11 protein-coding genes and 1 pseudogene are annotated in these 17,766 nt (G+C 40.5%); 1 reads left to right on the top strand and 11 read right to left on the bottom strand.

The features are described from left to right. The 11 genes from J0A69_RS16480 to J0A69_RS16430 all read right to left on the bottom strand — a co-directional run bounded on the left by J0A69_RS16480 (nt 1) and on the right by J0A69_RS16430 (nt 16,855). The gene (locus J0A69_RS16480) at nt 1-912 is read right to left on the bottom strand and encodes a TatD family hydrolase (protein WP_206587717.1); all 912 of its coding nucleotides are present in this window, start codon (nt 910-912) and stop codon (nt 1-3) included. A 45-nt stretch (nt 913-957) separates the two neighbouring features. Beyond that, nucleotides 958-1,860, bottom strand: coding sequence for an EboA domain-containing protein (locus J0A69_RS16475; protein ID WP_206587716.1), 903 nt, complete (start codon nt 1,858-1,860; stop codon nt 958-960). 221 nt (nt 1,861-2,081) lie between these two features. Continuing rightward, complete coding sequence (locus J0A69_RS16470; protein ID WP_206587715.1) at nt 2,082-3,587, bottom strand: arylsulfatase; 1,506 nt, start codon at nt 3,585-3,587, stop codon at nt 2,082-2,084. A gap of 79 nt (nt 3,588-3,666) precedes the next feature. Further along, complete coding sequence (locus J0A69_RS16465) at nt 3,667-4,830, bottom strand: Gfo/Idh/MocA family protein (protein ID WP_206587714.1); 1,164 nt, start codon at nt 4,828-4,830, stop codon at nt 3,667-3,669. A 117-nt stretch (nt 4,831-4,947) separates the two neighbouring features. Continuing rightward, a complete protein-coding gene (locus J0A69_RS16460; RefSeq protein ID WP_206587713.1) occupies nt 4,948-5,970 on the bottom strand; it encodes a sugar phosphate isomerase/epimerase family protein in 1,023 nt (340 codons plus the stop codon). 67 nt (nt 5,971-6,037) lie between these two features. Beyond that, nucleotides 6,038-7,249: a cupin domain-containing protein gene (locus J0A69_RS16455; RefSeq protein ID WP_206587712.1), complete on the bottom strand. Its 1,212-nt coding sequence runs from the start codon at nt 7,247-7,249 to the stop codon at nt 6,038-6,040. Between the two features lie 63 nt (nt 7,250-7,312). Further along, the gene (locus tag J0A69_RS16450) at nt 7,313-8,380 is read right to left on the bottom strand and encodes an aldose 1-epimerase family protein (RefSeq protein ID WP_206587711.1); all 1,068 of its coding nucleotides are present in this window, start codon (nt 8,378-8,380) and stop codon (nt 7,313-7,315) included. 206 nt (nt 8,381-8,586) lie between these two features. Continuing rightward, a complete protein-coding gene (locus J0A69_RS16445) occupies nt 8,587-9,369 on the bottom strand; it encodes a 3-keto-disaccharide hydrolase (protein WP_206587710.1) in 783 nt (260 codons plus the stop codon). Nucleotide 9,370: 1 nt separating this feature from the next. Beyond that, complete coding sequence (locus J0A69_RS16440) at nt 9,371-12,046, bottom strand: c-type cytochrome (RefSeq protein WP_206587709.1); 2,676 nt, start codon at nt 12,044-12,046, stop codon at nt 9,371-9,373. A gap of 164 nt (nt 12,047-12,210) precedes the next feature. Then, a complete protein-coding gene (locus J0A69_RS16435; RefSeq protein WP_206587708.1) occupies nt 12,211-13,722 on the bottom strand; it encodes a RagB/SusD family nutrient uptake outer membrane protein in 1,512 nt (503 codons plus the stop codon). A gap of 40 nt (nt 13,723-13,762) precedes the next feature. Further along, complete coding sequence (locus J0A69_RS16430) at nt 13,763-16,855, bottom strand: SusC/RagA family TonB-linked outer membrane protein (RefSeq protein ID WP_206587707.1); 3,093 nt, start codon at nt 16,853-16,855, stop codon at nt 13,763-13,765. 490 nt (nt 16,856-17,345) lie between these two features. On the opposite strand from J0A69_RS16430, the pseudogene J0A69_RS16425 reads away from it, so the two are divergent. Further along, nucleotides 17,346-17,766, top strand: a pseudogene (locus tag J0A69_RS16425) (class II aldolase/adducin family protein); the annotation flags it as partial.

The raw sequence follows: 17,766 nt of genomic DNA, 5'->3' as shown, positions 1-17,766 counted from the left end.
TTAATTCTCCACTCGATCACTTGGACCTTCCACACGCGGAACTTGCCCTCCTCTCAACACTGAATTTCCTGACATTTTCTTGGTCTGATCGATAGGCTCTGCTTTCAACCAATCCATTTCATCCATTTGGCCACTTTGTGCATAAGCAGCCAAAGCATTTTGATAACAAGTCATTCTGATATGCTCTTCAGGAATGCCCATTTTTCTCATCAAAGCAGCAGTCTTTGGTACAGCTAAAGGATCAGAAATCCCCCAGTCAGCGGCTGAATCCACAATGATTCTCTCTGGACCATATTGCTTGACGATTTCTACCATTCGCTCGCTACCCATTTTGGTATGCGGATAGATCGTAAATGCTGCCCAATAACCTCTATCCAAGACTTCTTTGACAGTCTCTTCATTGTTATGGTCGACAATCACCATATTTGGAGCAAGCCCGTGTTCTTCACTCACATCCATACTTTTAGTGGTGCCTTTTTTCTTATCTCTATGTGGCGTATGAATCATCACTGGCAGATCCATGTCTTTTGCCAATTCCAATTGCAATCTGTAAAACTTATCCTCAGCAGCTGTCTGATCATCATAACCAATCTCACCGATCGCCACAACTCCCTGCTTTCCTGCATAGAGTGGAAGTAATTCCATCACTTGCTCTGCCAAAGGTTCATTATTTGCCTCTTTAGAATTCAATCCAATAGTGCAATAATGTACAATCCCGAATTGCTTTGCTCTGAATCGCTCCCAACCTACCAAGCTGCTGAAATAATCCTTGAAACTTGCAGCTTCTGTTCGGGGTTGGCCAAGCCAAAATGCAGGCTCAATAATCGCAACGATACCCGCTTTTCGCATCGCTTCGTAATCATCTGTGGTTCTAGAAGTAACGTGAATATGTGGATCTATATACATTTCCATAAGAGGTGAATTTGGGGATTCTAATTATTTTCGATTCTGTAAATTTTAGCTGAGAGCTTTTTCGAGGGTTTCTTGTCCGATCAACTCCCAGGTTAAATGACCTGAATCTATATCTTTTTTAATTTCTGGGTATTCGTTTATCAAGTCTTTTGCCTCAGAAAAATCGCTCATGCTACAAGCAAGCAAAGCAGCTTTCCTTTCCAATTTGTTTTCTGAGGAAACAACCTTTTTGATATCCTTCAGGTTTTTTTCAGAAATAAAAGGGCCGACAAACCTCCACAATTCCGGGATGACATCCCTTCCTGCAGACCATCGTTCATGTGCAAAATCAATGATAATATCTGCCAATTCCTGATTTGCTCTCTGCTCTGCGTTCTGGATTTTGAAAAGTGGTCTTTGCATAAAAATAGCTTTCACGACCATCTGATTCCAGGCACTCTCATCAAAATAGGTAGCAGGATAAGGATTGTTCAATGCCACTGCATCAAAAACCGAAGTGATATTTGTTCTCAATCCTTCTCTGGCTCTTGCTACCATCTCCTCAGCATATGGCATGATCGGTAAGGCAGCATACAAAGCTTCAATTTCATACATGTCCCCTGTTTCAAACAGTTTCTGAAGGGTGTTTTTCCAGGAGGCAGCATCTGCGGCAGGATACTGAAGCAGCAAATAAACTCTTGCCAACTGCAGTTGATCCCATAAATCTATTCTCAATCCAGGGGATAATGACTGGATCTCGTTTATCTGATCCTCGGTGAGGTTCAAAGGATTCTTTTTGAAATACCTGGAAGCTTGGCTAAATGCCATAAAGAAATCCATTTCCTTGCCTGAAATGAGAATCTTTTCCCGTTTCTGAGCCAACCAGACTGTGGATTTCTCTTCCGATTTTTCGCTTAAAACTGAAAGGATGAATGCTGAAATTGGGTTTATCTGATTTGTACTTGACATATCAAAGAATCTATTTCGATGGATTAAACAGGGGCAATAAAGGTAAGGCAATATTCTAATTTTTTGATTTTAGAATAACACCATTGGTCAAAAAAAGGGGCTTTTTCAGGCTAAAATGAGAAAAATCATGTTTTCCATTTCCTGAAAATCAGCCACTTCTTTCTTACCAAATTTGGCTTCCTAACACATTTTTACAACTGGATGGAGCCAAGAATAATTCCTCACTTTTCAGCGGCTTCCTTTTCGCTTCTGTAAAATTTGAAAATAGGGTTTTCGAGATGCGATGTTTCCATCAATTTTTCCATTTCAGCCATCTTCTCTGGATTGGAAGCAGCAAGGTTAGTGGTTTCTCCAGGATCTTGGCTCAGGTCATATAATTCAAGTGTTGGTGTCTCACTATTGAAAACATCCAACTTAACCGCTTTCCAATTCCCTTGACGAATTGCTTGCTTTCCGCCCTGCTCATGAAATTCCCAATACAAATATTCATGCTTTGCTTGCTGATCATCATGACCCAACATAGCCGGCACAAAAGAAATCCCATCAATAGATTCTGAAATCTTATTTCCGGCAACTTCAGAGAAAGTCGGTAACAAATCCCAAAATGCTGCCACATGATCGGAGGTAGTTCCAGCTTTGATTTTACCTGGCCACCAAGCGATCATCGGTGCTCTCACACCACCTTCATACAAGTCTCTTTTAAAACCTCTAAAAGGTCCATTGCTATCAAAAAACTCAGGATCTGCCCCTCCTTCCCGGTGTGCTCCATTGTCTGAGGAAAATATGATCAATGTATTCTCAGCAAGTCCATTTTCTTCCAGTTTATCCAAGACTTCACCAACATATCTATCGATTCTCTCTACCATCGCGGCAAAAGTAGCATGCGGGTACGGTTGGGATTGGTAACCCGGAATTCTCATATCTGGTCCATAATCGGCTCCTTTTCCACCTATAAAAGGTTTTTCATCCGGAAACTTGGCTTTGTACTTTGCCATAATCTCATCGTCCGGAGCTGCCAATTCAGCATGAGGAGTCACGATCGGCATGAATAAGAAAAATGGCTTGTCTTTATTGTCATCAATAAAAGCCAGTGTCTTTTCCTGTATCAAATCTGGGGCATAGTCTTCAGTCTTAGTCCAATCATTTCCTGGCAAATCAACTTTTTGATCATTGTGCCATAAATAATCCGGGTAATAACGATGGGCATAGCGTTGGCAATTGTATCCAAAAAACTCATTAAACCCCTGATTAACAGGCTCACCTGAAGTTCCAATAAACCCTAAACCCCATTTCCCAAATGCTCCTGTCACATAACCTGCTTGCTGCAAAGCTTTGCCCACTGTCATCACTGAATCAGGCATAGGCAGTTGCCCTTCCGGCTGCACCTCTGAATTTCCTCTAATTGGCGTATGGCCCGTGTGCAGCCCCGTCAAAAAAGATGAGCGTGATGGTGCACATACGGTGGAACCCGAGTAAAAATTGGAAAAGAACATTCCTTGCTTTGCCAGTTTATCAATATTGGGAGTTTCTATATACTGCTGACCTAAAAAGCCTAGATCCCCATATCCCAAATCATCTGCTAGGATGAAAATAATGTTTGTTTTTTGAGTACTTTCTGCAGTTTCCTCAATTGGTTTTTGGTCGCAACCAAATGCCAAAAGTGAGATAAAGCCAAAAAAAAGGACTTTCAATTGTCCCTTGTTCGCTGTGCTTTTTTTCTTTTCCATAGTTATTGGGTTAATCAAAAAAGCTCAATCAATGTAAATCTTGATTGAGCTTTTAAATGTATTTCCAATTTAAGAATTTTTATTTCTCAGTCCATTCCACTCCGGTATCCTTCCAAGCTCTGGCATTTGCTGAATCAATTACTGCTTCACACACTTTTTGTGTTTCAAATGCGTCTTTGAATGTTGGGTGGCATGATTCGCCAGTTTCAAGGCTCTTAAAGAAATCCGCAACTTGATGGATAAATGAGTGCTCATACCCAATGGAAGTACCTGGAATCCACCATCTTTCCATGTAAGGATGATCTCCGTCTGTCACGTGAATAGATCTCCAACCTCTTACTTTTCCTTCATCATCATGATCAAAATACTCCAGACGAGTCAAATCGTGTAGATCCCAACGGATAGAAGCATGCTCTCCATTGATTTCAAAAGTATATAGCGCCTTATGTCCTCTGGCATAACGTGTCGCTTCAAACAATCCCAAAGAACCGTTGTCAAAATGGCAATGGAAAACGCAGGCATCATCAATTCCCACTTTTTTCTTTTCTCCGGTTCCTTGATGCACTCGTTCTTTGATAAATGTCTCAGTCATAGCAGACACATCCTTAATTCCACCATTGATCCACATGGCAGTATCAATACAGTGTGCCAATAAATCGCCCGTTACACCGGAACCAGCAGCATCTACATCCAGTCTCCATAATGCGTCTCCTCCTTGAGGAAGATCCGGATTGATAGTCCAATCCTGCAAGAAATTAGCTCTGTAATGAAAAATCTTTCCGAGTTTACCGGAAGCAACAATTTGCTTGGCCAAAGTAACTGCTGGAACCCGGCGGTAATTATACCAAACTGTATTTTTCACTCCGGCTTTTTCTACTGCATCCAGCATGCCTTTCGCCTCAGCTACAGTTCTTGCCAAAGGCTTCTCACATAAAATCATTTTACCCGCCTCTGCAGCAGCAATAGCGATTTCAGCATGCATATCATTTGGTGTACAAATATCGACCGCATCGATATCATCCCGCTTTAAAAGTTCTCTCCAATCGGTTTCTACAGATTTGTAACCCCATTGATCAGCAAAAGCCTGGGCTTTTTCCTTTCTTCTAGAGCAGCAAGCCTGCAATACTGGATTGTATTCGTATTCAGGAAAAAAGTCAGCCAATCTCTTATACCCGTTGGTATGAATTCTTCCCATCAGGCCTGTTCCGATAAGTCCTATTCTGATATATTTCTTTTCTTTCATATTCTGGTTATTTATTGTTCTTATTCACTTCGAAATTCATTATTCGACACTCGTTATTCATCATTAAAAAACCGATTCAATTTCGAATGATGAATGTTGAATGTAAAATGATGAAGGTTAGGCTTTCCATCCGTGAGCTTCACGCACTTTAATCATGGCAGCTAGGATATCATTCCAGGTTTGTTGATTTTCCATGACAGCATTAGGGAACATGCAGCCATCCCAGCAAATGTGCTTGAAAGCTTTAGTCAACTGACCATTTTCATCTCTCAGCCAATATCCAGCATCATGGGCGATATCCAAAAGTCCATTTGGATCTGTTGCCTGACAGTGACGACCTGTTTTGTCATGAGAACCAGAGCCAAATACGGAACCATCATTTTGAGCCACATGGAAATCAATCGTCCAAGGTCTCAACGCATCAGTTACGGTTTTCAAACCTGCTTTAATCACTTCTCTATCATGTAGATCAGCATCTTTTGGAATAATCCTATGTTCCGGAGCATTGTAACCCAAGGTATAAAGGAAAGTATGGGACATATCTGCCTGAAGACCGATGTTTGGTCGATCGACCATTTCCATCAACTCTACCATATACTTCCAGCTGTGCATTGCTCCCCAGCAAATCTCACCTTCCGCGGCAAGTTTTTCTCCATACCCCGCAGCTACATCACATGCTTCTCTAAATGTATCTGCAATAATTTTAGTATTTCCAGCCGGATCTTTTGCCCAAGCATCCACTCCCGCAGCTGAGTCTATCCTGACTACACCATAAGGTCTTACTCCAAGCTCTTTTAGTTGCTTTCCAAATTCGCATGCCTTGCGAACCATTTCGACAAAAGTTTTACGCTGATCAGCTGTTCCCATTGCGGATCCAGCCCAAATAGGTGCAACTAATGAACCTGCTACAAGATTATGTTTTTTAAGCTTTTCCGCTAAGACTTTCGCTTCATCAGGATCATTGAGGGTAAAATGTGGTTCTAGTAAACCTAAATCCACTCCGTCAAATTTTACTCCATCAACTTCAGCTGCTGCTGTCATAGCAAGCATTGTATCAAAAGGAATTACTGGCTCGGAATCAGGTCCTTTCCCTACTATTCCCGGCCAAGTTGCATTATGTAATTTCGGATAATTATTCATCGTTAAAAATGGGTTTTAAGTTAATTCAATCAATTTCAATAGGATTTCAAGATCTCTCCTGAAAGCTTTATTCAACTACCTTCAAATCTGGGTTATCAGGACCAAAATGCTTCAACATGACAATTGGGTCAGTTTTAGAATGGTTGGTGATTGTTACACCAGCCATTGCCGCTTCCTCACTTACAAAATATTCATCATGAGTCAATTGACCAAAACGGATCAGCGCTGGAGTTTCAATATCCCAATTATTCATTTTTCCGTATCCCTGCATCATGATCATACCGTAGGCTGCTGAATCTTTGATGGTAACAGTTTGACCAGGGAATACCGTCAGCTCTTTGGCACTGTAATCATGAGATCTGTAGCAGATCCATTTATCATCATAGCCTTTGGCATTCATTGCTGCTCGATCCTCCACAGGAATTGGTTCCATGTAATGGCTATCCATCAAATTTGGATTCACGTTCAAATCCCAATCGATCATTTCTACCAGCAATTCATAATCTCCCCAACGGTCTTTTGGGGTTGCATTCCAAAGTAATTCATCTGGAATAATGGCTTCGTTGACCAATGACTGGTACATCGCAAAAATGTCAGAAGCTTTTTGTGGCTCATAGGTACACAAACTTCCCGGAGCATGAAGCATTCCAGGAGGTACATTCCAACCAGTACCCGGCTGCAATCTGAATGCCTGCGAATAATTGGTGATCTTATTATCTCCTTTATTGAAGTTCTTCAGACATTCCAGAATTGTTTCTTTCGAGGTGCCTGGAGCGATTCCAAAAAAAGTATATGGAAAATCCCCACCGTGATTATTGACTTGAGGAGGAAAATAATACGCTTCCGGCTTTCCGTTTTGACCAGTGAGTTTCCCAAATTCATCGCTTGGGTGAATATGATGTGGCAATGGCCCCATGTTATCAAAAAACTTGGAGTACATAGGCCAGGATTTGTACTTTTCCCAAAGTCTGCTTCCAATAATTTGACCGCCTAGTTCGTCAATTGCATCCTTCAATAAGAACAATTCCGTTTTGCCTCCATCTTCATAAGCGATATGGCTCAAGCCTTCATTTTCACTGGTCAATGGTCCATTTTCTGCCGGAGTTGTGGATGAAAACCAACGTTCATCAATTCCACCTCTTGCACCGCCAAGGCAATAATAATCGTCTGGGTGTAATTTTATTCTTCTACCTGGAACACAGAAGGATCTTGGCACCCATGTAGGTGTCAATCTTAAAATCCCTTCTCCTTGCTCAAGTGCTTTTTTTGCTAAACTCATGGGTTTATTGATTTGATTTTGAGATTATTAATCAGAATTGTTCCCAATTCTTCATTTTCAGTTTTACATTTTAAATTCATTCACTCTTTCACCTGTGATCACTTCCAGCTCTAAATCGTAACTCCTACTTTCTCCTGGCTTGAGAAGAATCAGCGTTCCATCTTTCCTTGCATTTGTCTGACCAATCGGTGGATTTGTCGCCGGCTCCAAGGCTGTCACATATTCATTTTCACCCCAATGCTGCCAATGAATCAACCAAGGCATTTGTTTTTTAGAAAAGCTTATTTTCAAAGCCAGTTGTATCTGATCATTTGCAAAGCCACAAGTCACTAAATCAGAAGCATCGGTAGCAGGATCAATAAAGGCTACATCCTCTCCAAATCCAGCATGCTCTTTCAAAGGAGGAGCGCATAGTTTGAAGTCATGTTTTTTATTGAATTCTGTCAAATTAGAGTCACTTTCCCTTGGAATCCTGCTTCCTTTCCAGACGATTCTGGTTCCATCGTCTATCAAAGGCCAACCACAATTAATATGGTAAAGCAACATATGTGGCGCATCGGAATTCCCTCTGTTTACCACAGTATCTGAGATCTTTATGCTTGCAGACCCCAGAGTACCTGAAATCTTCCTTGTCAGTTCCAGGCTGGGTCCAAAAGTGCTTGTCTCACGGACCTTCCCAATGATCTCAAAACTTAGATCTCCGGTAAAAACATCCGGATTTTTAATGGAAAGCAATTCACAGGAAAGGTTGCTATAATTCCCATGAAGCCCTCGCGAGCCATTTTCGTCAGAATTAGGTGGACCCGCATTCGATAAACCACAGGTTGTCAACAATCCTCCACCAAAAGTCCGAAGCCAATCAATGCCTTGATTGGAAAAAGGCTGTGGAGCTACAAGGCCAGCATGGCTGATCCATGATAGGCTACTTTCATTATAAAAACAATCCAGAATATCCAGCCCTCTGTCGAAGACAACTTTGTATCGAAGTCCTGTTCCAGTGTTAATCCACGCGATCCTTACCCCTCTTCCCGCACCATTGTCCAAAACGGAAGTTTCAATCCCTCCGAGTTGCTGTGCATTGGATATTTTATGTTTCCAGGTATCAGTCTGAGCTATTTTGGGTGGATTCATTCTTGTTTTTTGATGTCATAATTTCCCATTCAGGTGGCTTTATTCCATCCTGTAGTGTCAGGTTTTAAAAGGTAATCCTAACTTGGAAGTATACCAAGTGACTGGTGATCAATGGTCAATTTTTTAGTTAAAAAAAAGGCACCGACGAGGTGCTGTAGGTCTCATCGGTGCTTTTAACACTTACAATTAATCTATTCCCAACCTTATTAATTCATTTTGATCATCAGGTCTTTGTATTGGACTTTCATTGGAGGACCAACATGGACTTGAACGCCCAGGTAACCCTTTGGAGAGAAGTTGGCAGGATCTTCATCATGCACCTCGCTCATCAATACACCATTCACATAATGCTTCATCACATTTCCTTTGGCAACAATGTGAATATCATTCCAATCCTCTGACTTGATTTTGGTTTTTAGCTCATCGCGATCTCCAAGTTCCTCGATTACATTCAAACCTTTCCAGGCATTTCTTTCCACATAATCCCTAAGGTTTCCTGTAGGGTTTTCCTGTGGTGTAATTTTGGTTTTCTGACCACGATACGCCAGTGTTGTACGCTTTCTCTCTTCGTAATTCTGACCGGTATAGTTGATCTTACCATCGATATCAGCTTGGTACCCTTTCAAAGCAAAAGGAACATCAGGTACCATATCACTTCTATAATTGATCCCCGAATTACCTGACTCAGAAATCTTGAATTTCGCTTTCAATTCAAAATCTCCCGGCTGACCATCTTGCCAAATCAAAAATGTGTTGGCTTTGAGTAAAGTCTCAGGGGTAATCAAGCCAGTTATGGCTCCGTCCTGAACACTCCAATAAGTCGGATCACCTTTCCAGCCATTCAGGGTTTTTCCATCAAAAATGGATTTAAAGCCATCTTGAAGATCACTGTGTATAACTTCTCTTTTGTCCACAGAAATCATACTCAGCAAAAGCCCGAAGGCAATTGCTGGTAAAATTCCTATCAACAAATAATTTATCTTTTTCATATTATTCTGGGTTCGACTTTGCAGGAGCTCCTTTGAAAACTTCATGATCTGGATTGCCTCCAGAAATCAAATAAGCCATCAAATCTTTCAGCTCTTCTTCATTTAGTCTGTTGATCATACCTGGAAGCATGATAGAAACTTCCGATAATTTTGTTTCCACCACATCAGATTTCGGAACCGTACGGATAGTCTGTGGAGCAAAAGGATTCTGGGAAACATAATAGTTTGCATTATCCTCATTGGTGATTCTACCCACTACAGAGTTTCCGTCTTTCAGCACCAAAGCTGTAGCTGCATACTGATCGGAGATAACTGCACTTGGATCAATAGTCGCTTCCAAAATATCTTTTGCAGAGAATCTCGTACCCAACTGGGTCAAATCAGGACCAATTACCCCTCCTTCACCCTGCATGGTATGGCAGGATTGACAAAGTGTAGCTTGGAACATTGCTTTTCCTTTAACGAAGTCTCTTCCTGCTAAATTATCCATCATAGGCGCTGCTTCTTCCACGGTCCATCTTCTACCAGGACCTTCTGGTTGTACATCTGATTCGATGATGTCATTTCCATTTCCGGTAAGCAATGCCGCTCCCGACATTTCATCGTATTTGGAAGTTTCTGCATTAGAAACATGTGTTAAAGCCATCTTTCTGGCTCTGTCAATAAAGCCTACGTAGCTTCTTCCGCCTTTGTAGTTAAATGCATTTCTGATCCAGGTGAAATATTGATCGTGAAGTTCTGGAGTCCAGCCTTTTTCAGCTCCACCCAAAACTACCGCGTAATAAGTCTGTTGCGCAGGAGGAACATTTGCTAACATGTTTGCAATGTCCATTCCATACTGTGGATTTCTCATGATCAAATCCGAAGAAGAGGTGAAAGTCTTTTGATAAGACTCATCATCTTTGGCAGTTTCCAACTGAGAAACAATTTTACTTACCGCATCAGGAGCTCCTGTATGAGCAAGTAATTTTGCCAATTCTCTATCCAGATTATTATTTCCAGAAGGGAATTTCGGATCCAAGAAAGTAACGACTTTTGAATAGGAAGGCTTGGATGAATTCTCGAATCTAAATAGTGTCAACTCGATAGCTCTTAATAGATTTTGCTTGCCTGTTTCAGACAATTCATCATAATCGATACTTGTCAATTTGTCTAATAAAGGAGTAGCTACACTTGCATCGCCATGTCTTGCTAAAGCAATTGCACCTTGAATCGCAATGTTTGGATCGGATTCAGAAAGTACTTTAGCTTGCCATTCTGATACTGGCTGATGCTCCACAGCAATTCTAGCTGCATATTGTACAAAGCGATCGGAATGTGCCAAGTTTGGCCAAGCTGCTTCAACAGCACCTGCCTTTGGACCACCCACATGGAATTCTTCCATTTTTCTGCGAAGCAAATGCTCCTCAGTCAAAGTCTGCTTTGTCTCTGTTCCAGCTTCCTCATCTCCATCATAATAAACGCGATAAAGATCCGACTCTAATCGTCTACCACCAGTTAAGAAGTACATAGAACCATCAGGACCAAATTCTCCATCTGTTAAAGGAAGAGGCGAACCTGAAATAAATTCCTCAGCGCTAGCAGCATAAGCAGCTCCTTCAGGAGTCAGCGTAGTTGCATAAATAATCCCGAAGCTCCAATCAAATGTGTAAAGTGCTTTTTTGTATTTCTCTGGAAACTTTGAGTTCGTTCCAAACATCACATTTGTAGGTGATCCTTGGCCAATGTTAAGTGCTGCAGGTAAATTATCAGGATAGTTTGGAGACCATTTTTGGTTACCGGTTCTCCATCCAAATTCAGCTCCACTAGGAACATAACAGATTCTAGTAGGTCTATACCATGGCATCCCAAAATCCCATTCCATATCGGAATCATAGGTAAATAGATCTCCATTCTCATTGAAAGCAATGTCGAATTCGTTTCTAAATCCAGCAGCTATCAATTCCCAGGATTTTCCTTCCGGATCAGTCTTGGCAATCCATCCACCTGGCGCCATTCTGTTATTGGCATGTCCACGAGGATCTTTGATTTCTGGGAATAAATTATCTCTATCCCAAACTCTTGGTAATCTGTAAGCATCCATTTCAGGCACATCTACATGGTTACCAGCTGAAATATAAATGGACTGACCATCTGGAGAAAGAATCATACTGTGGGGACCATGCTCTCCTGGATCACCTTCCAATAATTTGATTAGGGTCACTGTTTCGTATTGATCGTCACCATCTAAATCCTGGATTCTATACATCCCGGTGGTGCGTTCAAATTCATCATTACCTCTGTGATTAACCATCACATAGACACTGTTGAATGCATAAAGCAAACCTTGGGCATAACCCATTCCCAATTTCTGATCAGTTTGATTACCTACAACCAATTTTTCAACTTTTGGAGCCAGAGAATCTGATCCTATTGCTGGAATATCCAACCTGTATAAGGAACCATACTGATCGGCAGTGATCATTCGGCCTTTTGGGTCAAAAGTCATTGCTACCCATGAACCTTGCTCATTTTCTCCAGGGCTATAGATATGCTCTGCAACAAAGCCAGGAGGTAATTTTAATTTCTCAACCTTAGGGTGTAAGGGTTTCTTTTCTTCTTTTTTTGCACAGGCAAATACCCCTACAATGCAGAGGCTTAGTATCATCAACCTGGCTAAATGATTTTTGTGATTCATAGGAATTATGGGAATTTTAATTGAATTGCTGATTATAATTTGAGTAGACTCAAAGAACACAATTTTGGGAAATTTTGCACGAAGAAATACAAGAACGGCTTGATTTCGCATAAATCCCCACTTACAACATTTCCTTTTGTTGCAAGCGGGGAATATAAATTATTTTAGAAATAAGGACTCAAATCAGACTCAGCAGCTGGGTAAGCATAAAACTTACTCAAGTTTGTAAATGCGTTTGATCTTGGAACAGCACCTTCAATCGGTGGATAATAATAATCCAGAGGATTGTTAATAATTCGCTGTCCATAGGGACGGATTATCTCCTCAATTCTATCTGTTCTTTGAATATCAAACCATCTTTTGTTTTCAAAAGCCAGTTCGACTCTTCTTTCCATGAAGATTGCTTCACGCATTTCAGCCTGTCCAGATGCAGTTGTTGGATCCAATCCAGCTCTTTCTCTTACTTGATTCAAATAAGCCGCAGCTTCTCCTGGCTTATTTTGCTCATTCAGAATCTCTGCCATAAACAACAGTACTTCTGCATAGCGATAAACCACCCAGTTTGTACCGGTATTGTTGTGCTGAGAATGTTGCTTTGCGTGCTTCTTGATATATGGATAGGTTTTGTCATCTCTGAAACTTCCAGAAAGGAACACATATCCGATAGAAGCATCTTCTCTCAAATCCCCATCCTCGTAAGCAGCAATGATATCTGGAGTCGGAATATTGTTTCCTTCACCATCTATGTTTTGAGGATTGCTGGTTCCCATGATAGGCTGCAATTCGGCTGCACTGATTGGACGAGGCATAAACTGATAAATAAAGTTACCGTTTAACCCGGCTGCACCTTCCAAAAACTGAACCTCAAATACGGACTCAGCATTATTTTTATTGGAAGCATTTCCTGGGAAAGCCATGGCATAATCAGCCATTAACATGTATTCTCCGCTGGTCACAACAGGAGTTAAAATCTGCTGTGCTTCTGACCATTTTTTCTGATTGATATACACATTTGCCAATAAGGTTCTTGCAGCTCCCTCTGTCACTCTACCAGGCTGTTGAGCAGATTTCTTAGGCAATAATGGCACAGCAGCCACTAAATCCTGTTCGATCTGAGCATAAACCTCAGCTTCAGAAGACAAATCCAAAGCAGCTTCCTCTCTAGTTGCCACAGGAGTCAAATGCAATGGAACACTTCCAAAATATCTCGCCAATTCAAAATAGGCATAAGCTCTAAGGAACAATGCCTGTCCTTTTATATTGGCTTTGGCAGCAGCATCAAAATCCACATCATCAATCAAAACCAAGATTTGATTTGCTCTTGAAATGATCAAATAATCCTGTCTCCATTGGTTCAAAACATGCACATTGGCTGATGTTCCATTTGACTCGGGAATTGAGAAATCCGCAATATCCTCTTGGTTATCTGTTGCACCGAACAACACATTTCTTGCATAATAGGTATTATCCGAATGCATCTCACCAAGAAGCCAAGCTCTGTCGTTAATGATAGTTCGAAGCGGTACATAAGCAGCATTAACTGCTTGTTCAAAGTCATTTTGATTTTTAAAGAAGGTAGCCGAACTCAATTGGGTTTCGGGCACTACCGTTAGAAAGTCCTCGCAGCCAGTCAATGCTATACATGCTACTACAAAGGCTATTATATGTTTTTTCATTTTTTCTACAGTTTGATTTTTACTTATGAGAAGAGATCAATCAAAAATTGAGGTTAACACCAAATGTGATTGTTCTAGGAACTGGATAACCAGCCAAATCAACACCTGGACTTAGGTTACCACCGTCTCCTTGACCATTATTCTGCATACTAACCTCTGGGTTAGACCCTCCCCAATACTTCGTGAAAACCCACATGTTTTGGCCAGAGGCATATAAACGCGCTGATTTCACTGATTTAGGCAACTTCTTCAAAGTATATCCTACTGTAATATTTCTGATGGTAAAATAAGAGGCATCCCAAACGAAATTACTGTTTGGCCAGTCTCTCTCGATTCCTGTCACATTACCACCCCCTACTGTTGTACCGAAAATTCCCTCTCCTGGATTCTCTGGCGATCTGAATCTATCCTTCACTTTTGCTACCATGTTGAATACACCATCCAAGTTAGCAGTGGAATACAAGTGTCTCATGTATAGTTGGTTTCCCTGAGAACCAGAAGCTACGATACTTGCATCCCAGTTTTTCCAAGAGAAATTATTGGTGAAGCCATAAACAAAATCTGGGAATGGGTTTCCGATGATTGTTCTATCATCATTGTCACCACCAAAGGTGATTACTCCATCTCCGTTTACATCTTCAAGTTTGATACTACCAACGGTAGATCTTCCAGGGATTTTAGGAGAATTCGCTAAGTCTTCTGCGTTAGCATAATTACCTAGTTTATTAAGTCCGTAAAACTGACCAAAAGGCTGTCCTACTTGTGTAATGTGCGCGAATCCATATACTCGGTCGATACCATCTGCTAGCTCAAGAACTTCGTTTCTGTTGATGGATAAGTTTGCATTGGTTGTCCATCTAAAAGCACCTGTAGTGTTAACAGTGTTGATCGTGAATTCATGTCCCCAGAATTTAATCTCTCCAATGTTGTCATTGAAATTAGTGAAACCTGATTCCTGAGGCACCTGAACTGCATAAAGCAAATTGGTTGTGTTCTTAGTATAGAAATCATAACCAAACGTTACTCTGTCATCCCATAGACCTAAATCCAAACCAATGTCAAATTGAGCTGTGGTCTCCCATCCAAGATTTGTATTGCTTAGGGAAGTTACCGCTGCACCAGGTACTACCGTATTTCCAAAAACACCATTGATTGTATTATTGACCAAAGCATACTGTGTGTAATTACCGATGTTGTTATTACCTGTTATCCCGTAACTGGCTCTAAGCTTCATGAATGAAATCGAAGAACTTGTATTCAAGAAACCTTCATCAGAAAGCACCCACCCTACAGAAGTGGAAGGAAAAACACCCCAACGGTTGTCAGCTCCAAATCTTGAAGATCCGTCACCTCTCACAGACGCTGTGAACAAATACTTTCCTTTGTAATTATAGGTCAATCTAGAGAATATAGAAGTTAAAGACCATTCATCTACGTCTGAGAAGGTGCCCCCTCTATTGATATTAATAGCTCCTTGAATAGTTGGAAGTCTATCATCGGCATATGTATCTGCCTGAATTCTTGTTCTGTCACTTCTGAATTGCTGGTTAGAAAAACCGGCCAAAATTTCATAATTGTGATCGCCTACATTTCCTGTATAGGTAGCTATGTTTTCGTTCAGCCATGAAAAATCTCTGAAATTATCCCTAATTGAAACTGCAACCGTTGGAATTGCCACATTGATTCTATTCGTCGCAGTAGATGGATTGAAGAAGAAATAATTGGAATTTCTTATTTCAGTATTAAAAGTAGATTTCAATGAAAGTCCTTTTATTGGCTTCCATTCTGCATAGGTATTGGCCAAAATATTTACTCTCTTGGTCTGATTGGTAATTTCATCTGCTGATCTCAACCAGTTCGGATATGCGAAAATATTTCCTGTCTCAGCCGGGAATCTATTGAAAAAAGTCAAATCACCGTTTTCATCATAAATATCCATAACTGGCCAAGTATGTAATGCATTAAACAAAATACCTGTACCTCTGGAACCATCTGTTTGTGGAGTATTATCTACAATGTAAGACGGCGCTACATTGACACCTACTGACACTTTATCAGAAATGGCATAATCTGTATTCATACGAATGGAATATCTCTCATAATCGGTATTCCTTACTACACCTTTTTGATCAAAAACACCTGCAACTATCGCTGTATTTACTTTTTCCTTGTTCGAAGTAATGGTCAAATTATAGTTAGTAATAGGAGCGGTTTCCAACATTGCATCATACCAATCGTTGTTTTTACCTCTAAAATCTGAAGGGTTTTGAAAAATAGCTGGTACAGGCTGACCTGCGTCTGTGTAATATTCCTTCTTAAACTGAGCAAATTCCTCCGCCGTTAGCATTTCCAACCTACCGTTTTCAGGCACTTTCTGGAAACCAGTATAAACATTGAAGTTTACGTTGGTCTGACCCGTTTTACCTCTTTTAGTAGTAATCAAAACCACCCCGTTTGCAGCTCTAGATCCATACAATGAAGTGGAAGCAGCATCTTTCAAAATCGTAATTTCTTGAATTTCATCTGGGTTTAGGGTATTGATATCTCCTGTGATAGGAAAACCATCCACTACATAAAGAGGATCACTACCTCCAGAAACAGATAATTGGCCACGGATCCTTACATTCATCCCTTGTCCTGGCTTACCTGTTGTTTGATTGATCTGTACACCTGCAAGTTTACCTTGCAGTTTTTGAGCAGTAGTAGTTACTGGCATATCTGTCAATTCATCTCCCCCGACAGTTTGAATTGCTCCAGTAACTTCCTTTTTGATTTGGCTACCATAACCGACAACAACCACTTCGGAAAGATCCGACATGGAAGTAGTGATGGTGACATCATAAGAAGTTTTTCCTGATTGAACCGCCACCTCGCTAGGAGTATATCCAATAAAACTGATCACCAGAATTGCTCCTGGAGATGCCTGAATATTGAAAGCTCCATCAATGTCAGTTACCGTACCCACTTGAGTACCTTTAATCATGACCGTGGCACCAGGGACAGGTTCTCCCGTCTCATCTTTTACGGTACCAGTCACATTCGTTGCCTGTGCCCAGGCCGAAAGATTGGTAGTTAGAATTATAAAAAGAAGCAGAAAAAAATGCTTCTTAAATAATAAATAATTGTTTTTCATAGATATTGGGTTTAATGTTAATAAGCGGTATTTTCATCCAATTAACTTCTATTAACACCCAAATCTATCCTGTCGCATCCTGCACTTTATAATTATTTTATAATAAATAAAACTTTGTTTAAGAACAGGACACTGCAGGATAGAGAACAATTTAAAATAGTTTTATTATGAAACTTTGATCTACCTTATTTTTTGAAAACAAAAATCTATTCAGTTTAAAATCATTATAAAAAGAAGAAAAAGCACATACATAACCCCCTTTTTTTCAATTATTTACAAACACTTATCCCAAATAGGTCTTTTTTCTTAAATATTAATGTAATTATTTAACAAATTAAAAAACATCAAAACCTTGATTTATTTTTATATAATTAACCTTTTACTTTACACCATCACTAATATCTTTATAAGACAGTATAGAACAGGACAGAAGACAAACTATACACATCTAAATTGATAAAATGCATCCATACAATTAAACCCAAAATACATGGAAAAAACAAAACAACAATTTAACCATGTCAGCTATTTATGGGATGATAAAAAAGCTGCCGATTTAGAAGGAAACGAAGTTGATTTATTGATTTATAGATCCAATATCCTGGGGGCCGATCTTCGCATCACCAACTACGGTGGCGGCAATACCAGCTGCAAGACTTTTGAAGCCGATCCGCTCACCAAAGAATCCGTCGAGGTCATGTGGGTCAAAGGCTCCGGAGGCGATATCGGAACACTCACCAAAGCAGGTTTGGCCGGACTCTATGTCGATAAGCTCCGAGCCCTGCAGGGTATCTACCGGGGCATCGAGTTTGAAGACGAGATGGTCGGACTTTTCAACCACTGCATCTACGATCTGGACTCCAAGGCTCCTTCCATCGACACACCGCTGCATGCTTTTTTACCTTTCAAAC

The sequence above is a fragment of the Algoriphagus pacificus genome (assembly GCF_017254845.1).
GTDB classification, from domain to species: Bacteria; Bacteroidota; Bacteroidia; order Cytophagales; family Cyclobacteriaceae; genus Algoriphagus; species Algoriphagus pacificus.
Note: the sequence above shows the minus strand (reverse complement) of the source record. Positions and strands in the feature narration are given on the sequence as shown.